This window comes from Mucilaginibacter sp. P1_D10 (genome assembly GCF_056406215.1).
In genome coordinates, this window is sequence record NZ_JBFUAP010000002.1 from 213640 (window position 1) to 237267 (window position 23628).

Genomic DNA, 23628 nt, shown 5'->3' on the forward strand with positions numbered 1-23628 from the left:
GCAGGGCCAGCATCATTTTGCAAGCAGCGCATTCCCTTCAAAAACTATCCCCGGCCAGCCATGAAGCATAAACTGCCTGATGTTTTGATGGTCTGTGGCATCGGGACTGGCCAGCACCGCGCGGTAATGCTCGGCAAACAGGTAAAGGGTATCCTCGGCACTTAAATTGTTTATTTGGGCAAAAGTAAAAACCTTGGCACTCCCCTGATTTTGTGTTGCTTCATTGTAGGCATCGCCATTTTTAAATGCAGTGGGCTGGTGCCGGTAATGGCTTTCTATAAATTCAATAACCTGGCTAAACGTAATTGTATTTTCTTTCAAACCCGAAATTAAGGCAAGTACTTCTTCTTTCATGCCGCAAATTTGGGTAAAATAAATCTTTTGTGGGCTGGTAATATAGCTCCTGAGGGATGGGTTCAACTAGCCGGGCGATAAGTAAGGCCCCCAAATCTTGTCGCAATACACCCCTAAAATGGCTCAATTGGCACCGACACGGTGGTGCGAAATCATTTAACTTTGAGGTAGTTAATTAATTCCATCAAAACAATTAACGCTTTCTACTTTTTACATTACATAACCAAAATCATATACCTATGTTACCCATCAAACCGCACATCTGGTTCGGCCAAAGCGCCAAAGAGGCAGCCGAATTTTATGCAGGCTTACTGCCAAATTCCGCTGTTGATTATGTAAATCATTTCCCGATGGCCGGCGGCGAATGCGAAGTGGTTGAATTTACCCTTGCCGGTCAGCCCTTCCTGGGCATCAGCACCGGTCACGCATTGGGCATCAACCCCTCTATTTCATTCTTTATCAACTTCGACCCCTCACTCGACCCGGACGCCGCCAAACACATCGACGAGGCATGGGCAAAGCTTACCGAGGGCGGAAAAATACTAATGCCGCTGGACCGCTACCCATTTAGCGAGCGCTTTGGCTGGCTGTCCGATAAAAACGGCGTGTCCTGGCAGCTCATCCTCACTAACCCGGCAGGCGAGGAAAGGCCGGTCATCATTCCATCGCTGATGTTTACCGAACCCGTGGCCGGCAAGGCCAATGAGGCCATTGATTTTTACTGCTCGGTATTTAAGGATGGCAAACGCGGTACCACCGCCCCGCGCCCTACGGATATGGGACCGGACAAAGCGGGCACGTTGATGTTTGCCGATTTTTACGCTGATAAAACCTGGCTGGCTGCGATGGATAGCGCGCACCAGCATGGCTTCGGGTTTAACGATGCCGTATCGCTATTGGTGCCCTGCGAAACCCAGGAAGAGATCGACTATTACTGGGAGGCGCTCTCTGCCGGTGGCAAACCCGGCCAATGCGGCTGGCTAAAAGATAAATACGGCGTGTCCTGGCAGGTGGCCTCTACCGTGATGTTTGATGCGCTAAAGAACGGCAGCCCCCAACAAATTGAACGCGTTACGCAAGCTTTTATGCCAATGACAAAAGTTGATTTGGAAACGCTGAAACGGGCGTATGAGGGGTAAGCTCTTCTAAATTGACGTGTCACGTTCCCGAAGGGGCTGTTGAAACGACCCTGTGGACCAAATGGCCATCCGGAGCGCGACTGATGTGCCCATTGCCGGTACCCTTTAAGCCGAACAATATTTTCATAAGCGTAGAATCTGGTGGCAATTTAGGGAAGATTATTAAATGATGAAATGGGGGTAAAGACTCAAGATTGCTCTTTTAGGGAGTTGAGGAATGCTTCGGGGTCTTCGCCCCAGTTTTGGAGGATATTGCATGCCCTTTGGATGTGCTGAGCGCATGTAGGAACAGAGGTAGAAAAGGGAAGAGCAATAGCTATTGCCTCTTTGGAATTATCCAGTGCTTTTGCTTTGTCGCGAAAATCCTCATTATAAGTGTAAAGTATGCTCATGTTGACTAAAATATTAGCCATAAGGGGTTTGTAGGTCTGTGGGTTAGCTTCTACCAGTTGCCTGCGGGTTTCTAATGCCTCAATGTAATTCTCTTCGGCCTTATCGTATTCTTCCATTTCAACTTGTAAATTAGCAAGGTTATTCAGCGTCTCTGCTACATATGGCAAATATATTTTCGGGTTTACTGTTGCCAATTCCCAACGTATGTGCAGTGCCTCGCCATAATTCACTTCGGCCTTATCATATTCGTTCCTGTTCTTTTCCAAGACCGCGAAGTTGTTTAGGGTGCTGGCCACATAAGGCAGGTACGTTTTCGGGTTTGCTGCTGCCAATTGTCTGCGTATGCTGAGGGCTTCGGTATAATTGGCTTCGGCCTTATCGTATTCGTTCCTGTCGCTTTGTAAACTGGCGAGGTTGTTCAGCGTCATGGCCAAATCGGGCATGTAGCTTTGCGGGTTAGCTGCTGCCAGCAGCCTTCGGGTGCCAAGGGCTTCGCTGTAATTGACTTCGGCTTGAGCGTATTCGTTCTTGTCACTTTGTAAAATGGCGAGGTTGTTCAGCGTGCCGGCCACACGGGGCAGGTAACTTTGCGGATTAGCTGCTGCCAGTTGCCTGTATATACCAAGGGCTTCGTTATAATTGGCTTCGGCCTTATCGTACTCGTTCCTGTTTCGTTGTAAAATGGCGAGGTTGTTCAGCGTGGTGGCCACATCGGGCAGGTAGCTTTGTGGGTTAGTTGCTGCCAATTGCCCTCGTATGCCAAGGGCTTCGGTATAATTGGCTTCGGCCTTATCGTATTCGCCCCTGTCGCTTTGTAAAATGGCGAGGTTGTTCAGCGTCATGGCCACACCGGGCAAGTACCTTTGCGGGTTAGCTGCTGCCAGTTGCCTCCGTATGCCAAGTGCTTCGTTATAATTGGCTTCGGCCTTATCGTATTCGTTCCTGTCTCGTTGTAAAATGGCGAGGTTGTTCAGCGTCATGGCTACATCGGGCAGGTAGCTTTGCGGGTTGCCCGCTGCCCGCTGCCTCTGTATACCAAGCGCTTCGATATAATTGGCTTCGGCCTTATCGTATTCGTTCCTGTCCTTTTGTAAAACGGCGAGGTTGTTCAGCGTACCAGCTTTCTCGCTGGGACTATTTGCGTTCCGCAAGGCGGCCTGAAAGAAAAATTCGGCCCCGTCTAATTGATTGATAAAATGGAAGAAATTACCTGCCTTCAGATGATATTTCCATTCAGGGCAAATATTTACGGCTCTTTCCATACAATCCCCGGCGCGGGAATAATCGAATTTTAATTGTAGCATTTTAGCTTTTAGCAAATAACTATCTGCCAGGTTACTCCTTCTTTTTTTAGGTGCTTCCTCTTGTTGCTCAATTGAATCTAATTCCTCCTGTAAGCGCGCCTCGCTTAGTAAAGCCAGCGCTTCATCGAGTTTTGTATCGATGAATAAGTTGAAGGCTTGCTTATAAAGCTCGCCGCTTGTGGCTATATCCTTTTGCGCAAAATCATCCAGCATTTTGGTAATCTGCGTGGCCTGGGCATCGCGCTCTTTGTTTAGCCGTTCTAATTCGGCAGAGAGGCTGCTTGCTTTTTCTTGGGTGAGACTTATGATGGTGTTTTTATCGTAAAGGGCCTCCTGCAGTTCCTTTATCCTTTCGTCTTTTTCGCGGGTAAACTTATCTATGAACTCGCTAAGCGTTATCCGCAAGGTGCCGCCATCAACCAATTGCAGCACCAGGTTGTTGTCGCCATCAATTTTAACCGAGTTGTATTGGATGAGACTCATGGTACTTACTGGGTTTTTAATAAGCTGATGAACGCTTCTGCGTCTTCGCCCCAGTATTTTAATACATCAGATGCATCTTGAATATACTCAGCACTTGGACGGTCAAAATGAGAAAATGGTAACGCAATTTTCATTGCTTCCCTCGCGGAATGCAGCGCTTTTTCGCGATTCTTGTAATTCTCGTGAAAAGTGTAGAGCATACTTATAATACTTAATACCATCCCTACATCAGGCAGATACATCCGCGAATTTGCTACAGCGAGCTGTTTGTAGATGCCGAGTGCCTCGCTGAAATTGGCATCCGCAGCACTGTATTTTGCCTCATCTGTTTGTAAAATGGCTAGGTTGTTTAACGTTCCAGCGAGATAAGGTAGGTAGGGTTGCCGGTTTATCAATATCAGTTTTCGATAAATGCTTACCGCCTCACTAAAGTTTGCTTCTGCCTTGTCATTTTCTTCTTTCTTAACTTGCAAATTAGATAAGTTGTTCAAAATGTCAGCTAAGTAGGGTAGGTAAGCTTGCGGATTTATTGCCGCCAGTTTCCTGCGGATGCTTAGCGCAGCGATGTAGTTTACTTCCGCTTTCTTCAGTTCGTTTTTGCTCTTTTGTAAGATAGCGAGGTTATTAAGCGTCACAGCAACATCATTAAGGTAGGTATGCGGGTTGGTTGCGGCCAACTTTTTATTGATGTCGAGGGCCTCGTTGTAATTAGCTTCCGCCTTTTCATATTCTTTCCGCTCCTGTTGCAAAATAGCGAGGTTGTTAAGCGTATGAGCAACTTTTGGCAAGTATATTTGTGGGTTTGTAGATATCAGTTCCCTTAAAAGGGTTAAGGCCTCGATGTAATTAGCTTCCGCCTGAGTATATTCTTTTCGCTTCCTTTGCAGAATAGCCAAATTGTTTAACGTCATAGCTACATCAGGCAGATAGGCGTGTTGGTCAGTTGTCGCCAACTGCCTTTGGATAATTAGAGCTTCGCTATAATTGGCTTCGGCCTTATCGTATTCGTTTTGCTGGTCTCGTAAAACAGCAAGATTATTGAGCGTTCTGGCTTTTTCCGTGGGGCTGTTTACATTCAGCAACGCAGCTTGCCAATAAAATTCAGCTTCTTTAAGGCGATTAAGAAATTTGAGGAAATTGCCGGCTTCCAGGTAATAACCCCACTCCGGGCAAATGACCACTGCTTTTTCCGTACAAGAGGCTGCTTCCACGAAATCGAATTGTAACTGCAATATTTTAGCTCGCAACAAATAGTTGTTTGCTAAATTTCGTCGCTCCTGCCTAGAGGCTTCCTCACGCTGCTCTATTATGATTAATTCCTCCTGCAAGCGGGCTTCGCTTAACAACGCAAGCGCATCATCCAACTTAGCGGCAATGAATAAGTTAAAGGCTTGTTGATATAATGTACCGCTTGCGGCAATGTCCTTTTGCGCAAAATCCTCTAACATTTTGATGATTTGCAGGGTTTGCGCATCACGTTCTTCCGTTACGCGTTGAAGCTCGGCAGAGAGGGTGGCTATCTTTTCGTCACTAAAAATTTCTATCTTTTCTTTGTCGTATAACGCTTTTTGTAACAACGTTATCCTTTCGTTTTTCTCGCGGGTAAATTTGTCAATGAACTCGCTGAGGCTCACGCGCAGGGTTTCGCCATCAACCGATTGGAGCACCAGGTTGTTGTCGCCATCAATTTTTACGGAGTTGTACTGGATTAGGCCCATGGAATTAACCCTACCTCATTTCTAAATCGTTTTCGTCACCTCGCACTTTTGCGGTGTTATCTGCGGGAGTTGTGCTTGAGTTGCTGCTCATCTTTATTGTGTTGCCTGTGCCGTCAACATCCGCATTGTTTCGCCGGGTGTTCTTGTCTCCCTTCAGTTTGAAGCCAAAAAAGCTGATATCTAATTTGGTAAACGCAAAAATTGCTAAGATAACGGCTATTCCAAGTATGCCGTAGATAATGTATTGGTATTGATTTTCCATGTTTTATGAGGTTTAAGCAAGGCTAATATAACGGAATATTAATTAATTGCCAATTGCAAATTATCGGGAGGTAAATGCATTCGGCGCATCAGGCAGTTTAACCTTGCTACTTTAACGCACAAGGCCCCAAATCTTCCGATTCAGGGCCTTGTTGGTTCTGATATATTTCCGCGTGGCTTATTCGCTCAGCGTCCATTCCGGCCGTTCGAAGTGGCAGGTGTAGCCGTAGGGGTTCTTTTGCAGGTAGTCCTGGTGTTCGGCTTCGGCGTTCCAAAAATCGCCGGCGGGCACTACTTCGGTAACTATTTTGCCGGGCCATATGCCCGAGGCATCCATTTCGGCTATCAGCTGGGTGGCGGTGTCGCGCTGGGTATCGTCCAGGTAAAAAATAGCCGAGCGGTAAGAGGCGCCGATATCGTTCCCCTGCCTGTTGCGGGTGGTGGGGTTATGTATCTGGAAAAAATATTCGAGGAGTTTGCGGTAAGATAGTACGGCCGGGTCGAATATCACCTCGATGCCTTCGGCATGCGTGCCGTGGTTACGGTAAGTGGCGTTGGGCACGTCGCCGCCGGTATAACCTACAACGGTTTTGATAACGCCCGGCTGTTGCCTGATGAGTTCTTCTACCCCCCAAAAGCAGCCGCCGGCCAGTATGGCTTTTTCAGTATTCATTTTCGTTTTTATGATTAAAATCCAATAACAAACGAATTGTTTGTTGTTCGAAGTTAGAGATTATTTTGCTGTGGGGGAATGCCGGGCGGTCATAGGCAGGTAATAAGTTTAAAGGCGTTTGCTCGTGCTTTTTTTAAGCCTCGTTTTAGAGGGCGGTATCAAAAACCCATGTTTCCCAATAGACGGGAGTGAAATTAGATGCAAGGGTTTCTGCGCAAATATAGCGCACCACAGCAATAACGGTGGTGACACGATTTTGACACCACTCCATAATTTGCAAATGTTTGATTAAGAGGATATTAATAGTGTTCACGGTGTTCACGCGGCGCAACGTGAACACTTTTGAGCCTCTCTCATTGCGAAGGGTTGGGGCGGGGTTTAATTAGCAGGCCAGTCCTTAAGTAAACCGCGTTGACTGGCGCGCGCTCCCATATCCGATAAATTGCCTACATTTACCTCCGTGCCCTCGCACGCTTAACCATGCGCCTGCTTTTTTCCACCATACTTATTGCTTATTGCTTGTTTTTTGCGGTAAACGCCGCTTCGCAGGTTTGCAATGGCAGCCTTGGCGCGCCGGTAATCAACGAAACCTTCGGTCACGGTACTACCTTCAATCCCGGCCCACCGCTTGCGGCGGGGATTACCAACCTGCGCTATTTTAACGATAACTGCGGCGGCGATGGCGGCGAAGGTGTGTACACCCTGCAAACATCCATGGGCTCATCATGCAAAGGGGGTAGCTGGCAGGCTATCTCACATGATCACACTGGGGACCAGAACGGTTATATGATGATCATCAACGCCGGCGAGCAGCCCGACGTGTTTTTTAATGAAAGGGTGGCCGGCAACGCGCTTTGCCCCAACACCACTTACTTTTTTGGTGCCTGGATCATGAACGTACTGCGCGATCTGCCGCAAACGCAAGGCTATAGGCAGCCCGATATCACCTTCCGCATAGAAACAACCGACGGGCGCGAACTTAAAACCTACAATACAGGTATTATACCGCCCGAAAGCGGTCCCGGCAAATGGGTACAGTACGGAACGCTTTTTACCACCCCCGCAGATGGAAGCGATTTTGTGGTAAAGATGATCAACAATGCACCGGGCGGCGCGGGCAACGATTTCGCGTTGGACGATATTACCTTTAGCCCCTGCGGTCCGCTTATCCAAACCGGTTTTGGTACCATCGGCGATAATATCGCCCGCAGCAGCTGCAAAGGCGAGAACCTGCAATACACCCTGGTTGCCGATCAGCAAGGCTATGATAGCCCCACCTACCAATGGCAGCAAAACCTTAACGATGGCAACGGATGGAAAGACATCACCGGACAAACCAATAAAAGCACCTCGGTTACGATCCCCAATTCGGCACCGGGCAAGTACCAGTATCGTATAGGCATCCTTAACGCCAGCCAGGTAGGTTCAGAAGCCTGTCGCATCTATTCGGACCCGCTCACCATAGATGTTTATTCTCCGCCCACCGTAACGCTGGCCAGCAGTATAAGCGGCTGCAGGGGCTTTCAGCTGCAATTGGGCGCAACAGGCGGCGACACCTACGAATGGACGGGGCCAAACGGCTTTACATCTGCCAGTAGCAGCCCCACTGTAAGTTACAATGCCAGCCCGGCAAACAATGGCGTGTACCGCGTAAGGGTAACCCGCAATGGTTGCGACAGCTACGCCGAAACCACCGTTACCGTGTATGACCAGGCCACCGTACAACCCATGCCCGCAAAGCTCACCTGCGTTGGTACCCCCGTGCAGCTTACCCCCCAAACCGCCAATGCCACCCGCTTTAAATGGAGCCCCTCCGCCGGGCTCGATCACGACGATATAGCCAACCCCATGGCCAACCCATCGGCAACAACCATTTACCAGTTGGAGGTGAGCAACGGCGGCGGCTGCCTGTCTACAGAAGCGGTTACCGTGAGGGTGTTGGCGGCGCCTGTTGCTGATGCCGGGCCTAAAATAAGGATGACCGAGGGGCAAACCGCCCGACTAAACGGTACAGCCAAAGGCGACAGCATTGTGAGCGTGTTTTGGACTCCGTCGGCGTTTTTAGATAACCCGGCTTCGCTTACGCCAACCACCAGCGCTACCGATGATATTACCTATACGCTGCATGTACTGAGCGGTACCTGCGGAGAAAGCACCAGCGATGTAGTGGTGCGGGTTTATAAACTGGTAACCGCGCCTAATACCTTCTCGCCCAATAACGACGGCGTAAACGACCTCTGGCACATCAACAACCTTAACAGTTATCCCCAGGCGCAGGTAAGCATCTTCACCAAAGGCGGGCAACGGGTGTACCAAAGTATTGGTTATGCAAAACCCTGGGATGGCACCAGCAATGGCAGGCAGCTGCCCAACGGCACTTATTATTACGTAATAAACTTAAAGGAAGATAACCTGCCACCTATATCAGGCTGGGTGGTTATATTGAGGTAGAATTGTCTGAACCGGGATTTTTACGATTTTTGCGATTCCCCGGATTATCTCTTAAAATCCTGTAAATCGTAAAAATCCGCTTCATCCCGGTTCCATACCCGCTCTTCCTCGCGTATCCTTACGGTTAGCATAGCTGCATTCAAAAGCGTGAATACGATTGCCGTGGCATAGAGGTTGAATACAAGCGGGATTACCATTATCTCGCAAATAACGATGAAGTAATTGGGATGCTTGAACAGTTTGTAGGGCCCTTTTTTTACGAAGATGGAATTGGGGATACGCAGTATCTTGGTGTTCCAATATTTTCCCAGCGAGCCGATGGTCCATATTTTTAGGGAGATGAGGATAAGGAACGCCACCAGCATAATCATGTTAAATTCGCCGTTACGAAGGCAGTAATATTCCACTATCATGCTAATGATGAACAGCGTGTGCAGGGCCACGATGAAAGGGTAGTGCGCCTTGCCAAATTCTTCCGCGCCCTGGCTGCGCGCCCAGGCTTCGTTGCGTTTGGCTACTACTAATTCTAAAAGGCGTTGGGAAATTACAAAGCCGATAAAGAGGATAAACATATTTAGTTTTTCATATCTAATAAAACCATTTCGCTGCTAAAGCCGGGACCCATGGCCAGCATTAATCCGTAGCCATCATCGTAACCTTCTGATAAGAACTTCTCCAGCACGTATAGCACGGTTACGCTGCTCATGTTGCCGTTTTGGTTCATTACGTGACGGGTGTTGTGCAGAAAGTCGCCAGGTACCTGTAAGGCATCAGCATAGGCATCCAACACTTTTTTGCCGCCGGGGTGAAACACGAAGTTCTTGATGTCCTTCAGTTCCAAATTCTGTTTGGCCAGGAAAGCATCGATATCGCCGCGGATATTTTCGTGGATGAAGGTAGGGATATCTTTGGAGAAGAGCACCTTAAAACCGGTGTCTTTAAAATCCCAGCCCATTACCTCCAATGAGTCGTAATAAAGTTTGCTGCTGTTTGCCAGTATTTTTATTTTCTTTTCCGTTTGATAGTTATCGCCTTTTACGATGACGGCTGCTATGCCATCGCTAAACAAACTGCTGCCAATGAAATTGCTTTTGCTGTAATCGTTTTTGATGAGGGTGAGCGAGCATAGTTCCACGGCTACCAGCAGCACGATGGCATCGGGGTTGGCTTTGGCTAAAGTATTTGCCTTGGCCATGCCCGATACGCCGCCCCCACAGCCCAGGCCCCAAACCGGTATGCGGTTGATATGCGGATTTAGGCGCATTTTGTTGATGATGAGCGCATCGATGCTGGGCGTAGCGAGGCCTGTGGTAGATACGAAGATGAGGTCGGTTATGTCATCCTTATCCACACCGGCTTTGGCGACCGCTTCTTCAACCGCTTGTATAGAATATTGCAGGGCGTTTTCTATGTAATCATCGTTACGCTGCTCGAAGGTGTTGGCCTCGGCATAGTAAGTGATGGGTTTGCAGAAGTTACGGGTAACAATTTCGGTATTATCGAAGGCGGGCATTAGGCGGTCTACCTGCGGGAAGTGCTCTACGAAGAGGGCGCGGGCCTGAGCTTTTACGTCCTGCTGGTTTACTTTATGGGGGAGGCTTACGCCTGATACTGCAGCGATAGATGGCATATTTTGAGGGCAAGTAATATGATGTACTAATAGCGTAAAAGCTTAAATTGTTTCGGGGGAACGCAATCCCTTCCCGGCGATTACTTACGCAAATGCGGATGGGGTGAGTTTAAGGAGTACGGGGATTTGTGGCGAAGGGTTGCTTTCACCACCGCGTCCTTGCAGGCACGAAGCAACCCTCGGTAGCAGGTCGGATATGCAGAGCGACTATGCTTGCCGATGGTTGCCGCGCTTCGCTCGCAATGACGTTGGGGAAATTTTGGTAACCGTTACCCTTCTATCTTAATATCGTATTTCCCCAGCAATCCCGGCAATCCGTGGAGCGAGAAATGAGCCTTTTTTACTACGTTATCATCCGGGTCGATAGTGAAATTGTAGGAGGAGCGCAGGTCGGCGCCTTTTAAGATGGTGCGGCTGAAGAATGCGCGGTGCAGATTGCAGTTGATGAATTTGGCATCGGTTAGGTCGGCCTCGGTGAGGTCTGTTTCTATCATGGAACAATCAGTAAACTTAGCTTTCTTATTCTTCTTTTGATAGAAAATGGCATTATCCAGTATGCAGTGTTCGAAATTCGTCTCGAACAAAAAATCGCGGGCCTTGCCAAAGTTTACCCCACTTAGCTTACAACCTTTGAACAACACATTTTGGAAACCGGTATTACCCACGCTGGCCAGCAGCAGGTTACAATCTTCGAAGCCGCAATCCATAAAAACAAGCCCATCCAGGTATGCATTGCTGAAATCGCAACTGATGAATTTGCAATGCTCATAAACTTGGGCGGATTTTAACTGGGCGGCGGTGAGTTTGGTGAAAGTTTGGTCTTCATGATGCATAGCAGCAAAGATAAGCTTATCGGTTATTTTTGGGTGGATGTGGAAAATGATTGCGCATAGTATATCTGCCCGTTTTACACAGAAATGTAATAAATGCAAAGCTGTTTAGCAGGCTGCGGCCGTTTTGCTAACTTTAATTATTGCCTGTCAACTAATTAAATGAAAGCCGAGTTTTACCCGCCATCTGCCGCCTTATCGCCCTTTGTGCAACAGTACGCGGTTATCCAAAGCGATGAGGGCGACATTAACCGCGTATTGCCCGATACCGCGCTGGTAATGGCCTTCAGGTTTTGCGGCAAGGTAAATTATACCGCCGAAGGCGTGGAAACAGAGCTGCCGCTTTCGGTGATATCGGGGCTGCGCCGCTCTGCCCGGGTAATGCAGTACGGGCGGCAATCGGGCAATTTACTAGTGATATTTAAAGAGGCGGGGGCGGCGGCCTTTTGTAAGCCACCCGTACACGAATTGTTTAATAATAGCGTGCCGATGGAGGATATTATTGGCCGGCAAAAGATTGTTTTGGTAGAGGAGCAACTCGCCGAAGCTGACAATAACGCCCGGCGCATCGCCGTCATCGAATCTTTCCTTTTAACGCAACCCATAAACTACACCGCCGATAAACTGGTAGCCACTGCCCTGCAAAAAATACGGGCAACTAAAGGGTACATCCGCATTAAAGAACTCGCCGCCACACTTTGCATCAGCCAGGATGCACTTGAAAAACGCTTCCGCAGGGCCACGGGCGCATCGCCCAAGCAATTTTCGGCCATTATTCGTATGAGGCAATTGCTAAGTGCCGGTAAATATTGCGCCGACCTGAACGAACTGGCCTTTAACGCAGGGTATTTCGACCAGCCGCATTTTAATAAAGACTTTAAATTGTTTACCGGTCAAACCCCTACCGATTTCTTCCGCAACCCGCTGTTTTGGTAAATCAATGATTTTTTACAAGGATTGAGCCGCGCCTGTTGGGATTTTTGTGCTAACAAATTATCTGCAACATGAACGCAAAAACAATTAAGCTAATGCTGTTACCCCTGGCCCTACTGGCCACCGGGGCATCAAACGCGCAATCCCCCAAATTAAATCATCAATCCAACAAAACAACTATTATGGTAACCACTGCAAACAAACAAATCATACGCGACCTATACGAACAAGCGCTGAATAAACGCAACATGGCGCTGCTCACTAATTTAATAGCGCCGGAATATGTAGGCTTTAAGGAAGAAAAAGGGCCGCATGCTTTTGAGGGCTTTGTGGCCCCGCTCATCAAATCGTTCCCGGATATTAACTGGCATATAGAAGACCTTGTTGCCGAAGGCGACAAAGTAAGTATACGCTGGCGGTGGACAGGCACTTTTAAAAACCAATACCAAAAGTTTATGCCTACCAACCAGGTTACTCATAACGATGGGCTGGCCATTTACCAGTTAAAAGACGGCAAGGTGATTGCCGCCCATTTACAAACCGACAGGCTCGGCTTTTTGCAGGGCATACACGTACTGCCGGCAGATGTGAACCGGATGGCCGCCAACAATGCCCAGGTAATGTTTATTGATAAATTTGTTATCCCCGCTGCGGCAAAAGAGGAGTTTATGAAACGCACGGACTATAACCGGAAGTTTATCCGCAATTTGCCCGGTTTTGTACGCGACGAGGCTTATGAAGGCACCGATATGGCCGGGAATACCCTCTTAACCACCATAGCCGTTTGGGAAAGCCAGGAAGCCCTTGCCCATGCCAAAGAAGCCGTGCAAGCCGAATACAAACGTATTGGATTTAACCCTGCCGAGTTTACAAAACAGTTGGGCATAACACTGGATAGGGCCGTTTATAAAGCGGCCATGACGATGAAATAAATTATAGCAAGCCGGTGCTTAGGGGCACCGGCTTGCTATAATTTTGAATTATTCAGTAATTGATGGTTTTACTTGTTTTTCTTCTTTAGTTTTTTAAGAGGCATCAAAATCTTCTTTCCTTTTATCAGCGGCGATAAAACCTATTGAAGTTATCTGGAACAATTGACCGGAAAATGTCCCCAATCATCAATAATGAATCGAAGATAAATCCTTACTATATTTACGAAAATCAATAACTTAAAAATAAATCACTAAAGCTTTATGGTAGAGAATATTAAAAGGATTAACAACCCACTTACTATAATTGGAATTTTTGCCGCATTGGCAGAGGTAAGTTCTACCGTTGCTATCGGTTTAATTGATAAGGAATTACAATATATTTTCGTTTGGTTTCTCATAGGTTTTCCAACGTTACTGGCAATATTATTTTTTTCGACATTAAATTTTAATCAAAAAGTGATGTATTCCCCCAGTGACTATAAAGAAGAAAACAATTTTGTCAAAATTATGGTGGGAAATAAAGATGTTCCGGCAGATTTAGAGAGGCTAAAAAAAACCGTACGAAACTTGGAAACCAACGAGAATGAGAATGATGTCAAGGATGCAATAAATGAAATTGAAAGGATTCAGGAGAAATCGCAGCAAATTCCGATTAACTATTTGTGGGATATTAATCATTGGGGTAGCAATTACGCAAGCATTCAAAATGGTAAAATGATATTTACTGGTTCAAATACTGCCAAAAAAGAAGATGGTTCAAATATTAACATAAACGACCTATTAGAAATAGGTAAAGCCTATGAGATTTCTTGCTTCATTAAATCGACGTTGGGAACTACAGCAATGTTTCAACTTTGGTGCACCGACCAAGTTGGATCTGGAATAAGCACGACCACACAATGTAAAATACCGTCTCAAAAAGGGGAAAAAGTTGGGCTCTTTTTTCAACCTAAAACAAATAAAAACATACGGATTCATTTACAATATACTGCTGGGCAAGGACAAATAGAAGTGAGTGACGTTAGAATAACAGAACTTTCAAGTTGAGTTTTCCGTAGTTTGAAACTCATTTAAGTATAGTCAATTGCAAAACGATTTTGGTTATTTGGCCCACTTGCACAACTCTGATAAACCTCACTATAATTTTTAATTGCTTGTGCTAATCCTTAAATCCTGTTCTTATATTTAGCTATTCAATACAATCATCACCATGAACCTTCGCCCTATACTTACCCTCGCAGTTTGCGCATTAACCTTCGGCACAGCAAAAGCCCAGATGACCCCGGCAAAAATAGATAGCCTGGCAAACCTTGCGCTAAAAACCTTCGACGTGCCGGGTATTGCTGTGGCTGTGGTAAAGGACGGCAAACTGGTTTATGCCAATGGCTATGGGGTGGCATCTTTGCGTACCCAGAAAAAGGTGGATGCTAATACGCTGTTCGGCATAGCATCAAACAGCAAGGCTTTTACTACCGCAGCTATTGGTATTTTGGTTGACGAAGGCAAACTCAAGCTGGATGATAAAGTAACCGACTACATCCCCGAATTCAAGATGTTCGACCCATATGTTACGGCCGAATTCACCATCCGGGATTTGCTTACCCACCGCAGCGGGCTTGGGCTGGGCGCGGGCGACCTGATGATCTTCCCCGATTCGACAGATTTTACGGTGAAGGATATCATCCACAACCTGCGCTACCTTAAACCGGTGAGCAGTTTCCGTAGTAAATTTGATTACGATAACCAGCTGTACATAGTGGCAGGCGAAGTGATTGCCCGCGTAAGCGGCATGAGCTGGGAAGATTTTATAGAAACCCGCATTATGAAGCCCCTGCAAATGACGGGCAGTTTTGCATCATACAGTCGCGTAAAAAACACAAAAAACTACATTGATGCCCATGCCGCCGTGGATGGTAAAGTAATTGTTATCCCCCGCAATACCAGCGAACCTACCAATGCTGCCGGCGGTATCTACAGCAGCGTGAACGACCTGGCCAAATGGGCCATTATGCAAATGAACGATGGCAAATACGGCGACGATTTAGGCAAACGCCTGTTCAGCAGCGCCGTGCACCGCCAGATGTGGTCGGTGCAAACACCGCTCCCATCCGGGCCGGGTAGTTACAATACGCACTTCGCAGGCTACGGGCTGGGCTGGTTCCTACAGGATGCCAAGGGTTATTTAAAAGTAAGCCACACAGGCGGACTGGACGGGATGGTAACGCAGGTAACGCTGTTCCCCGAGTTGAAGCTGGGTATTATTGTGCTAACCAACCAGCAATCGGGCGGTGCGTTTAGTTCGGTTACCAACGAGATATTGGATACCTACATTGGCGATACCGGTCGCGACTGGGTAAAAGTATACAGCGACAATGAAAAAGCCGGTATGGCAGGTGCAGGCAAAGTAGTTGCCGATGTTTGGAAACAGGTAGAAGAGCAAAAGAAAACAACTTTAGATGCCAGCGTTTATGCAGGAACTTACCACGACAACTGGCTGGGCGATGCCACCATCAGCCAAAAGGACGGGCAGCTTTGGTTCACATCAAAACGTTCGCCGCACCTAACCGGGCAAATGTTCTTTTATAAAGGCAACACATTTGTAGTGAAATGGAACAAACGCAGTATGGATGCCGACGCCTTTGCGATGTTCACTACCGATGAGAACGGCAAACCAACCGGCCTAAAAATGAAAGCCATCAGCCCCGCAACAGATTTTAGTTATGATTTCCAGGATCTGGATTTTGCGAAAACAAAGTAATAGTTTGACGATGAAAAAAGTTGTTTTTGCCTTGTTATTTTTCATTGCTTTTTCGAGCGCGCATGCCCAATCAGTAATAGCGAAGAAAGATTGGAGCCGCCTTGTCGACTTGATTGTGGCAGGAGACTGGCTCCCCGCTAACAAATTATCGTTGTCGCTTTTAAATAGCATTCCTTTCGTGCAAGTAAATAGCCGGGAGGCACCTAAACTTCGGTACATGTACATACTTTCCGAGGCGGGCTTGCTAAATACAGGTAAGGTTACTGAAACTGAAGCATTAAATAACGTTACTGGTTTTGTTAGTAAGCTTGTTTTGCTTCCCTGGTACCCGTTATCCGAAAAACGGGAGTTAAACACATTTAGTGCCGATTTAAATGTCCCTGATACCTTGGTGCTTACGGAGGGGGATCAAGAGGATAGAGCTATATTTACTTCATACTATATAATACTAAAAAGCAAGTGGACTGCAGATAACATACAAGCAAATGCCGGTACAACATGGCGGTTTGCCGGAACTCTTAAATCCATTGCAGTAAAAAATAAACGGTTCGAAATAGTTATTGAGGATGCCACGGGCGAGAAACGGCAACAACCATAAAAGTAAATTTATGGGCAATCCCTGCGGGCCGGGCTTTGCAGTCCCAACGACTGTCGGGAGCGCTGCGGCCCCGTTGTCGTTGCACACCTGTCAACCGCACCGTGGCTAAACCCTTCCCTATTGCAGAAAAAAAGCAACGATGTTCGGGATTATTTGCAGCTTAGCGGCTTTGCGCGAAATATCAGTTAGCAATTCAAAAACTCCCCCTTCAGGGGGCTGGGGGGCTCACATATTCCGCCTGTACTGCCCCCCCACCTCGTAAAGCGCATGGCTTATTTGCCCAAGGCTGCAATATTTGCAGGCTTCCATCAAGCTCTCGAAGATGTTATCGCCGGCTATGGCGCGCTGTTGTAGCTCTTTTAGCAATGCAGGTGCTTTTTCTTCATTCCGCTTTTGGAACAGGTGCAGGGCCTCTATCTGGCATTGCTTTTCTTCTTCGGTGGCGCGTATCACTTCGGATGGGATCAGCGTGGGCGAGCCTTTTTTGTTGAGGAAAGTATTCACGCCAATGATGGGATATTCGCCGGTATGCTTTAGGGTTTCGTAATAGAGGGATTCTTCCTGGATCTTGCTGCGCTGGTACATGGTTTCCATAGCGCCGAGCACGCCGCCACGGTCGTTAATGGCCTTGAATTCTGTAAGTACAGCTTGCTCCACCAGGTCGGTTAGTTCTTCGATGATGAAAGCTCCTTGTATCGGATTCTCGTTTTTGGCGAGGCCCAGTTCGCGGTTGATGATAAGTTGGATGGCCATTGCCCGACGGACAGATTCTTCCGTTGGCGTGGTGATGGCCTCATCATAGGCATTGGTATGCAGGGAATTGCAGTTATCATAAATAGCATACAAGGCCTGCAAAGTGGTACGGATATCGTTAAAATCTATCTCCTGCGCATGCAGCGACCGCCCACTGGTTTGGATATGGTACTTCAGCTTTTGCGACCTATCGTTACCCTTGTATTTATTTTTAATGGCCTTTGCCCAGATGCGGCGTGCCACACGGCCAATCACCGAATATTCCGGATCGATACCATTGCTGAAGAAGAAGGAAAGGTTTGGTGCAAAATCATCAATATGCATCCCACGACTGAGATAGTACTCTACATAAGTAAAGCCATTGCTCAGCGTAAACGCGAGTTGCGTTATCGGGTTGGCACCCGCCTCGGCAATGTGATAGCCGGAGATTGATACCGAATAAAAATTCCGCACCTTCTCCTTAATAAAATACTGCTGTATGTCGCCCATCATTCGCAGCGCAAACTCGGTGCTGAAGATGCAGGTGTTCTGTGCCTGATCTTCCTTTAAAATATCTGCCTGCACGGTGCCGCGGACGGTGGCGATGGCATAGGCGCGGATCTTTTCGTAGACATCGGGAGGGAGGATTTGGTCGCCGGTTAGGCCGAGGAGCATAAGGCCGAGGCCGTTGTTGCCGGGGGGAAGTATTGGAGCTTCCGAAGCCTCACCTAAATCCTCTCCAAAGGAGAGGACTTTTTTGTCCTCGTCAACAACTCCCTCTCCTTTGGAGAGGGCTGGGGTGAGGCTTTTTTTGCTTGAAGAAGCCTCACCTAAATCCTCTCCAAAGGAGAGGGCTTTCTTGTCCTCGTCAACAACTCCCTCTCCTTTGGAGAGGGCAGGGGTGAGGCTACGATACGGTTGTTTATCTAAAGCATTTCTTATTTCACTTATTACCTGATGTGTTTCATTAAGTACTTCCTCATTTGTAAACCGGATAACATCGAACCCTTCCCGATTTAAAACCCTTGTTCGTACGTTATCTTCTTCACTTGTAAACTTATGATAGCCTCCGTCAATTTCAATTACCAATCCTTTCGGTAAACAAACAAAGTCGGCAATGTAGCCGTCAATTGCATGCTGGCGCCTTATTTTATGCCCGACCTGATTATTTCTCAAAAGCTGCCACAACTTATTTTCAGCTTCAGTGGGATTTTGCCTGTTAGCTATTGAATTCTCTTTTAATGCTTTCCATATTTTGGTGTCTGCGGTATAAAATCCGGGAATATGAAGTGCCTTCGAAGCCTCACCTAAATCCTCTCCAAAGGAGAGGACTTTTTTGTCCTCGTCAACAACTCCCTCTCCTTTGGAGAGGGCTGGGGTGAGGCTTTTTTTGCTTGAAGAAGCCTCACCTAAATCCTCTCCAAAGGAGAGGACTTTTTTAAAATCTTCTTTTTTTGAACCCTCTCCTTTGGAGAGGGCAGGGTGAGGCTTCTCAAGGCCCTGATACTCCGGCCTCAGCAACCCCTTATCATCATACAATTCCTTAAACTTCGCCTCTACTAAATGCTCCAGCTTGTTTTCGGTGATGTACTTCTCGCATTGCTGGTCGATGGCAGCATTCATAAAAAAGCCGAGGAGCATCGGCGCGGGGCCGTTGATGGTCATGCTTACGGATGTGCTGGCATGGCACAGGTCGAAGCCGGAGTAAAGCTTTTTGGCATCGTCAAGCGTGGCGATGCTTACGCCGGAGTTGCCAATTTTGCCGTAGATATCCGGGCGGATATGCGGGTCTTCTCCGTACAGCGTAACCGAATCAAATGCAGTAGACAGCCTGTGCGCCGGTTGCTCAAGTGATACATAATGGAAACGCTTGTTGGTACGCTCGGGGCCGCCCTCTCCGGCAAACATACGGGTAGGGTCTTCCCCTTCGCGCTTTAGCGGGAATACCCCAGCCGCGTAGGGGAACTCGCCGGGTAGGTTCTCAGTAAGCAGCCATCGCAAAATATCGCCCCATGCCTCGTATTTGGGCAGGGAGATCTTGGGGATGCTTAATTGCGAGAGTGAGGTATAATATAAAGGCTGTTTTATCTCCTTATCGCGTACTTTATAAATAAAATTCTCCGCCTGGTATTTGGCAATGGTTTCGGGCCATTCTTTTAAAAGGCGCTTACAATCGGGGTGCAGGTGGCTTTCGAGGTGGGTGTAAATATCCCGCAGGGCCTCACCTAAATCCTCTCCAAAGGAGAGGACTTTTTTTGAATCCTCTTTTTTTGAACCCTCTCCTTTGGAGAGGGCAGGGTGAGGCTTCTGCGTACCGCCTCCTTCAAGCAGGGTAAGGCTACCCTTAATTTGAAACAGCTGCTGGGCTATCTTGCATTGCTCATTCACCCATTCGGTGTAAGCTGCACTGCTTTCGGCTATTTCAGCGAGATAGCGTATTCTGTCGGGTGGGATGATGTAGATCTTCTCCGATTCGTCGCCTTTTACCTTTAATGCCTTTCCGTCCAGCAGATCAACGCCTGTTTTATCTTTCACCGTTTTCATGATGGCGGCAAAGAGGGTGTTCATCCCGGGATCGTTAAACTGTGAAGCCATGGTGCCGTACACGGGCAGGTCTTCGTCCTTGGCATTAAACAACATATGGTTGCGTTTGTATTGCTTACGCACATCGCGTATGGCATCTAAAGCGCCGCGTTTATCAAATTTATTGAGGGCCACCAGGTCGGCAAAATCCAGCATGTCAATTTTTTCCAGCTGGGTAGCCGCGCCAAATTCGGGGGTCATAACATAGAGCGAAACGTCGCAGTAATCCGTTATCATGGTGTCCGACTGGCCGATGCCACTGGTTTCTACAATAACCATATCATAACCGGCGGCTTTGCAAATATCAATAGCTTCCTGCACGTGCTTGCTCAAAGCAAGGTTGGCCTGCCGCGTGGCCAGCGAACGCATATAAATACGCGGGCTGTTGATGGCGTTCATCCTTATCCTGTCGCCAAGTAGGGCGCCGCCCGTTTTGCGTTTGCTAGGGTCTACTGAGATAATGGCCAGCGTCTTATCCGTCTCCATTAAAAAACGGCGCACAAATTCATCCACTAATGATGATTTACCCGAACCGCCCGTACCCGTGATGCCGAGGACGGGGGTAGTAGTAGCAGTAGTAATATTAGCGGCAGTTGCAATAGCGGTAGCAGGTGGTAGGTTTGAAGGTTTACCAAGTTCGGCAGCGGTTATCAGTTGCGCAATAGATTTTGAATTCCTCGCCACTGCCCCTGCTACTGCAACTTCTTCACCTGCAACTTTTTCGCCAAGGTCAAAATCGCAAGCCTGCATCATATCGTTTATCATGCCTTGCAGGCCCATGGTGCGGCCATCATCGGGCGAGTAAATGCGGGTAATGCCGTAGGCCTGCAGTTCGGCAATCTCATGCGGCAGGAAAACCCCGCCACCGCCGCCAAAAATTTTAATATGCTGCGCTCCGCGCTCGTTAAGCAGATCGCGCATGTATTTAAAGTACTCTACGTGGCCGCCCTGGTAGCTGGTTAGGGCAATGCCCTGCACATCTTCCTGTATCGCGCAGTTTACTACCTCATCCACACTACGGTTATGGCCCAGGTGTATCACCTCGGCACCGGTGCTTTGCAAAATGCGGCGCATAATATTGATGGTAGCATCATGCCCATCAAAAAGTGAGGCGGCGGTTACAAAACGGATCTTATGCTGAGATTTATATGGCGCGATGCTTTCCATGCAGGGCAAATTGGTTTGCAGGTAAAATTAGTCAAATTTTGCAGAGGCAAAAACTATGCTTGCATAATAAAAAGCATGGTATTGCAAGCCTAAATTTATTTTCGGTAGCCGTTAAACCTCGACCATAGCAATCCTTCTAACAACAAAACAACTACTGTTGCGCCTATGAAAAACCTGTTGCTTTTACCGGCGATGGCCTTGTTGCCTTTCTTTGCCATTGCACAAGCCGATACCGTACACACCGATACTGCTAGAACCTCCGAAGCTTATTGCGCCGTAATGCCTGTTGGTAAGGTGTTCAGCAGCCGCATCGAACTGGAGGCCGATTATGGCAAACCTGGCGTTAGTATAGATAATAAAATTACTGATGAACGCGGCCGCCCCCTAACCTTTGGCTCAATGGTAGAGGCGCTTAATTATATGGCCTTGCAAGGCTGGCTGTTCGTAAACGTTTATAGCGACAGTCACGGACAGCATTACCTGTTACGCCGCAGCGCAGCCCGATAAATTCAATCCTACATCCTAAATATCTATATCACAACATGAATGCCCCGTTACTATTGCAAAAGCTTTTCCAGTGAAGATGATTCGATTACTTTGACCGACAAAGAATAGCAGGTGCAAAAGCAACAAAACGCAAAAAGGCAGTGGCCATTAGGCCGCTGCCTTTTGTATGAACATGCTTTTATAATATTTCCAATACCCCCAGCCCAAAAGCAGGTTCGGTACTATCAAAAATACGCCCATCAGCCAGCCCTCGGGGGCTAACAATGTGTGGAACAGCAATACATTCAAACTGATAGGGAACAGCACCACCGCAGAAAGCGGCGCGTAGCGATTAACGAGTAACGACAGCCCGCCAAGTACCTGAATGGTTTTTTGCATCGGATAAAAATAACCCGCGGCCACCAAGCCGGCTTTGAACACGCCGGCCGCGCCCGGATGCAATGGCGGCTGGTAGGGTATAAAATGCAGGAAATAATCAAGGCCGAACACGAGATATAAAGCGCCCAGCAACAGGCGAGAGATCAATACGGTAATTTTCATGATGGTAAAAATAGCCAATTTAATCGCACAGTTGTGGTTTCGATACGCACACCAGCCAGCGTATTTTGGAAGTAGTTTTACCGGGTAGCTACGATTCGTATTTTTACTTTGGCCAATATGCCATCCCGGTAGGGGAAGGGCTCGCTGCTGTACAATTCGCCGGTGGTAAAATCCAGCCGGTTAGCGCTAAGTTCGGTTATCTCGTATTGGTCGGTATAAGTGTAGCCCGTATCAGGGTCTTTAGAGGTAAGCACCAGGTAATTTTTACCGCCTACCGCCTTTGTGATATATGTAGATGTATATGTGCTGCCCGTTATGGTAGTCTCCTGCATTTTGCCATCGGCAGTGAAGGTTAGTTTTTCCAGGTAAAGGCTCTCCAGGCCCAGGAATTTATTGGAGTTATCGTAAACGCTGGCTTGGTGGCTAATCATTACCCAATTGCCTACTATAGATGCGGGGCCGGTATCGGGCTCAGGCGCGGCGCTTTTTTTACAAGCGGATAAAAATATGCAGAGTAAGGCGAAAAGTAATATTTTCTTCATGGATGATAAGGTTGGTTTCCAAGCCCTAAAATAGGTATTTATAGGGAAACCAAGCAAATATCTGTGCAAAAAAGCTCCACGCGCAAGCGGCGAAATAGCGTATCGGCATAAATTGTTACCTTTGCGGCAATGCAAGCGGCAATACAGCAAATACCACAAACGGAATCTCCCTGGGAAAAGGGCTACAACAACTATGGCCCATGGCTAAAGGAGAAGTACAAGGGGCACCGCGTATTTAAGGTTATTGTTGATGGCGGCTTTACCTGCCCCAACCGCGATGGCAGCAAAGGTTACGGCGGCTGCACCTATTGCAATGTAGATTCGTTCACCCCCTCGGTTAGCCGCAATGCCCCAACCGTGCGCGAGCAGGTGATGCAGGGCATGGAGCGTGCCCGTAATGGCAATAAGGCCGATAAATTTATCATTTATTTCCAGCCGAACACAAATACTTATGCCCCCACGCATTACCTTAAAATGATGTACGATGAGGCTTTGAGTTACGGTACCGAAGACATTGTAGGCCTGAGCGTAGGCACCCGACCCGATTGTATCGATGCTGAAAAGATTGCCTTACTTGAAAGCTACACCGACCGTTTCGACGTAGACCTGGAAATGGGTATGGAAAGCATTTACGACGAAACCCTTAACCAGATAAACCGAGGCTGCAGCCACGACGAATTGCTGAAGGCACTGAAGCTTACCGAGAACACCAAACTGGATGTTTGCGTACACACCATCTTCGGTTTCCCCTGGGAAACTAAGGAGATGATGCTGAAATATGCCGACGAGATAAACCGCCACGCACAAATAAAGTTCGTGAAGTTCCATCACCTGCATATCGTAGAGGGGAGCGTAATGGGTGTAAAGTACAAACGCGAGCCATTCAAGCTTTTTGGGCTTGATGAATATGCTGAATTTTTATGCGAGCTGCTGCCCCTGGTACGCCCGGATATCATCATCCAGCGCCTCTTTGGCCTGAGCGACCGAGAGCTTCTCATTGCACCCAACTGGGGCCTCAAAAAATCGGAAATCCAATATTATATCGATCAAAAGATACTAAGCCGCGGGGTAATACAAGGAAGTAAACTTTGATGTGTATT

At 47.6% G+C, this 23628-nt stretch carries 20 protein-coding genes; 9 read left to right on the forward strand and 11 right to left on the reverse strand.

Annotated features, from left to right (window positions below; translation table 11 throughout):
- Positions 1 to 12: 12 nt before the first annotated feature.
- Positions 13 to 354, reverse strand: coding sequence for a HopJ type III effector protein (locus tag AC1DYT_RS03385; RefSeq protein ID WP_477468241.1), 342 nt, complete (start codon positions 352 to 354; stop codon positions 13 to 15).
- 239 nt (positions 355 to 593) lie between these two features.
- Here AC1DYT_RS03385 and AC1DYT_RS03390 point away from each other — a divergent pair, with 239 nt between their 5' ends.
- Entirely contained in the window at positions 594 to 1493 is a 900-nt protein-coding gene (locus AC1DYT_RS03390; RefSeq protein WP_477468242.1) for a VOC family protein, read from the forward strand.
- Between the two features lie 188 nt (positions 1494 to 1681).
- Here the strand turns inward: AC1DYT_RS03390 and AC1DYT_RS03395 are convergent, their stop codons facing one another.
- The 4 genes from AC1DYT_RS03395 to msrA all read right to left on the reverse strand — a co-directional run bounded on the left by AC1DYT_RS03395 (position 1682) and on the right by msrA (position 6325).
- Positions 1682 to 3673 carry a tetratricopeptide repeat protein gene (locus AC1DYT_RS03395; protein ID WP_477468243.1) on the reverse strand — a complete coding sequence of 664 codons (1992 nt, stop codon included), beginning with the start codon at positions 3671 to 3673 and terminating at the stop codon, positions 1682 to 1684.
- A gap of 5 nt (positions 3674 to 3678) precedes the next feature.
- Positions 3679 to 5391 (reverse strand): tetratricopeptide repeat protein, encoded by a 1713-nt coding sequence (locus AC1DYT_RS03400; RefSeq protein ID WP_477468244.1) that lies wholly within the window; start codon positions 5389 to 5391, stop codon positions 3679 to 3681.
- 10 nt (positions 5392 to 5401) lie between these two features.
- Complete coding sequence (locus AC1DYT_RS03405; RefSeq protein ID WP_477468245.1) at positions 5402 to 5653, reverse strand: hypothetical protein; 252 nt, start codon at positions 5651 to 5653, stop codon at positions 5402 to 5404.
- Positions 5654 to 5830: 177 nt separating this feature from the next.
- The gene (gene msrA, locus AC1DYT_RS03410) at positions 5831 to 6325 is read right to left on the reverse strand and encodes a peptide-methionine (S)-S-oxide reductase MsrA (RefSeq protein ID WP_477468246.1); all 495 of its coding nucleotides are present in this window, start codon (positions 6323 to 6325) and stop codon (positions 5831 to 5833) included.
- 480 nt (positions 6326 to 6805) lie between these two features.
- Here msrA and AC1DYT_RS03415 point away from each other — a divergent pair, with 480 nt between their 5' ends.
- Positions 6806 to 8776, forward strand: a complete 1971-nt coding sequence (locus tag AC1DYT_RS03415) for a gliding motility-associated C-terminal domain-containing protein (RefSeq protein WP_477468247.1) — start codon at positions 6806 to 6808, stop codon at positions 8774 to 8776.
- 44 nt (positions 8777 to 8820) lie between these two features.
- Here AC1DYT_RS03415 and AC1DYT_RS03420 read toward each other — a convergent pair whose 3' ends face one another.
- The 3 genes from AC1DYT_RS03420 to AC1DYT_RS03430 all read right to left on the reverse strand — a co-directional run bounded on the left by AC1DYT_RS03420 (position 8821) and on the right by AC1DYT_RS03430 (position 11239).
- Positions 8821 to 9348: an isoprenylcysteine carboxyl methyltransferase family protein gene (locus AC1DYT_RS03420; RefSeq protein WP_477468248.1), complete on the reverse strand. Its 528-nt coding sequence runs from the start codon at positions 9346 to 9348 to the stop codon at positions 8821 to 8823.
- 2 nt (positions 9349 to 9350) lie between these two features.
- Positions 9351 to 10406: a type III polyketide synthase gene (locus AC1DYT_RS03425; RefSeq protein WP_477468249.1), complete on the reverse strand. Its 1056-nt coding sequence runs from the start codon at positions 10404 to 10406 to the stop codon at positions 9351 to 9353.
- A gap of 269 nt (positions 10407 to 10675) precedes the next feature.
- Complete coding sequence (locus AC1DYT_RS03430; RefSeq protein WP_477468250.1) at positions 10676 to 11239, reverse strand: pentapeptide repeat-containing protein; 564 nt, start codon at positions 11237 to 11239, stop codon at positions 10676 to 10678.
- Positions 11240 to 11398: 159 nt separating this feature from the next.
- Between AC1DYT_RS03430 and AC1DYT_RS03435 the strand changes: the two genes are divergently transcribed.
- The 5 genes from AC1DYT_RS03435 to AC1DYT_RS03455 all read left to right on the forward strand — a co-directional run bounded on the left by AC1DYT_RS03435 (position 11399) and on the right by AC1DYT_RS03455 (position 16457).
- Positions 11399 to 12172, forward strand: coding sequence for a helix-turn-helix domain-containing protein (locus AC1DYT_RS03435; protein ID WP_477468251.1), 774 nt, complete (start codon positions 11399 to 11401; stop codon positions 12170 to 12172).
- A 68-nt stretch (positions 12173 to 12240) separates the two neighbouring features.
- A complete protein-coding gene (locus AC1DYT_RS03440; RefSeq protein WP_477468252.1) occupies positions 12241 to 13101 on the forward strand; it encodes an ester cyclase in 861 nt (286 codons plus the stop codon).
- Positions 13102 to 13362: 261 nt separating this feature from the next.
- Complete coding sequence (locus tag AC1DYT_RS03445) at positions 13363 to 14148, forward strand: hypothetical protein (protein WP_477468253.1); 786 nt, start codon at positions 13363 to 13365, stop codon at positions 14146 to 14148.
- A gap of 163 nt (positions 14149 to 14311) precedes the next feature.
- Positions 14312 to 15859, forward strand: coding sequence for a serine hydrolase (locus AC1DYT_RS03450; protein ID WP_477468254.1), 1548 nt, complete (start codon positions 14312 to 14314; stop codon positions 15857 to 15859).
- Positions 15860 to 15869: 10 nt separating this feature from the next.
- On the forward strand, positions 15870 to 16457 hold the full coding sequence (locus AC1DYT_RS03455) for a hypothetical protein (protein ID WP_477468255.1): 588 nt from the start codon (positions 15870 to 15872) through the stop codon (positions 16455 to 16457).
- A gap of 225 nt (positions 16458 to 16682) precedes the next feature.
- Here AC1DYT_RS03455 and AC1DYT_RS03460 read toward each other — a convergent pair whose 3' ends face one another.
- The gene (locus AC1DYT_RS03460) at positions 16683 to 20939 is read right to left on the reverse strand and encodes a methylmalonyl-CoA mutase family protein (protein WP_477468256.1); all 4257 of its coding nucleotides are present in this window, start codon (positions 20937 to 20939) and stop codon (positions 16683 to 16685) included.
- A gap of 165 nt (positions 20940 to 21104) precedes the next feature.
- On the opposite strand from AC1DYT_RS03460, the gene AC1DYT_RS03465 reads away from it, so the two are divergent.
- Entirely contained in the window at positions 21105 to 21446 is a 342-nt protein-coding gene (locus tag AC1DYT_RS03465; protein WP_477468257.1) for a hypothetical protein, read from the forward strand.
- A gap of 147 nt (positions 21447 to 21593) precedes the next feature.
- Here the strand turns inward: AC1DYT_RS03465 and AC1DYT_RS03470 are convergent, their stop codons facing one another.
- Positions 21594 to 21986 carry a DoxX family membrane protein gene (locus AC1DYT_RS03470; RefSeq protein WP_477468258.1) on the reverse strand — a complete coding sequence of 131 codons (393 nt, stop codon included), beginning with the start codon at positions 21984 to 21986 and terminating at the stop codon, positions 21594 to 21596.
- Positions 21987 to 22063: 77 nt separating this feature from the next.
- Positions 22064 to 22528, reverse strand: coding sequence for a hypothetical protein (locus AC1DYT_RS03475; RefSeq protein ID WP_477468259.1), 465 nt, complete (start codon positions 22526 to 22528; stop codon positions 22064 to 22066).
- A 129-nt stretch (positions 22529 to 22657) separates the two neighbouring features.
- Between AC1DYT_RS03475 and mnmL the strand changes: the two genes are divergently transcribed.
- On the forward strand, positions 22658 to 23620 hold the full coding sequence (mnmL, locus tag AC1DYT_RS03480; protein ID WP_477468260.1) for a tRNA modification radical SAM protein MnmL/YtqA: 963 nt from the start codon (positions 22658 to 22660) through the stop codon (positions 23618 to 23620).
- The last annotated feature ends 8 nt before the right edge of the window (positions 23621 to 23628 follow it).

Excerpts from the sequence above, each read along its gene's own strand:
- AC1DYT_RS03385 (WP_477468241.1), bottom strand. The coding sequence starts at position 354 with ATGAAAGAAGAAGTACTTGCCTTAATTTCGGGTTTGAAAGAAAATACA.
- AC1DYT_RS03390 (WP_477468242.1), top strand. The coding sequence starts at position 594 with ATGTTACCCATCAAACCGCACATCTGGTTCGGCCAAAGCGCCAAAGAG.
- AC1DYT_RS03395 (WP_477468243.1), bottom strand. The coding sequence starts at position 3,673 with ATGAGTCTCATCCAATACAACTCGGTTAAAATTGATGGCGACAACAAC.
- AC1DYT_RS03400 (WP_477468244.1), bottom strand. The coding sequence starts at position 5,391 with ATGGGCCTAATCCAGTACAACTCCGTAAAAATTGATGGCGACAACAAC.
- AC1DYT_RS03405 (WP_477468245.1), bottom strand. The coding sequence starts at position 5,653 with ATGGAAAATCAATACCAATACATTATCTACGGCATACTTGGAATAGCC.
- msrA (WP_477468246.1), bottom strand. The coding sequence starts at position 6,325 with ATGAATACTGAAAAAGCCATACTGGCCGGCGGCTGCTTTTGGGGGGTA.
- AC1DYT_RS03415 (WP_477468247.1), top strand. The coding sequence starts at position 6,806 with ATGCGCCTGCTTTTTTCCACCATACTTATTGCTTATTGCTTGTTTTTT.
- AC1DYT_RS03420 (WP_477468248.1), bottom strand. The coding sequence starts at position 9,348 with ATGTTTATCCTCTTTATCGGCTTTGTAATTTCCCAACGCCTTTTAGAA.
- AC1DYT_RS03425 (WP_477468249.1), bottom strand. The coding sequence starts at position 10,406 with ATGCCATCTATCGCTGCAGTATCAGGCGTAAGCCTCCCCCATAAAGTA.
- AC1DYT_RS03430 (WP_477468250.1), bottom strand. The coding sequence starts at position 11,239 with ATGCATCATGAAGACCAAACTTTCACCAAACTCACCGCCGCCCAGTTA.
- AC1DYT_RS03435 (WP_477468251.1), top strand. The coding sequence starts at position 11,399 with ATGAAAGCCGAGTTTTACCCGCCATCTGCCGCCTTATCGCCCTTTGTG.
- AC1DYT_RS03440 (WP_477468252.1), top strand. The coding sequence starts at position 12,241 with ATGAACGCAAAAACAATTAAGCTAATGCTGTTACCCCTGGCCCTACTG.
- AC1DYT_RS03445 (WP_477468253.1), top strand. The coding sequence starts at position 13,363 with ATGGTAGAGAATATTAAAAGGATTAACAACCCACTTACTATAATTGGA.
- AC1DYT_RS03450 (WP_477468254.1), top strand. The coding sequence starts at position 14,312 with ATGAACCTTCGCCCTATACTTACCCTCGCAGTTTGCGCATTAACCTTC.
- AC1DYT_RS03455 (WP_477468255.1), top strand. The coding sequence starts at position 15,870 with ATGAAAAAAGTTGTTTTTGCCTTGTTATTTTTCATTGCTTTTTCGAGC.
- AC1DYT_RS03460 (WP_477468256.1), bottom strand. The coding sequence starts at position 20,939 with ATGGAAAGCATCGCGCCATATAAATCTCAGCATAAGATCCGTTTTGTA.
- AC1DYT_RS03465 (WP_477468257.1), top strand. The coding sequence starts at position 21,105 with ATGAAAAACCTGTTGCTTTTACCGGCGATGGCCTTGTTGCCTTTCTTT.
- AC1DYT_RS03470 (WP_477468258.1), bottom strand. The coding sequence starts at position 21,986 with ATGAAAATTACCGTATTGATCTCTCGCCTGTTGCTGGGCGCTTTATAT.
- AC1DYT_RS03475 (WP_477468259.1), bottom strand. The coding sequence starts at position 22,528 with ATGAAGAAAATATTACTTTTCGCCTTACTCTGCATATTTTTATCCGCT.
- mnmL (WP_477468260.1), top strand. The coding sequence starts at position 22,658 with ATGCAAGCGGCAATACAGCAAATACCACAAACGGAATCTCCCTGGGAA.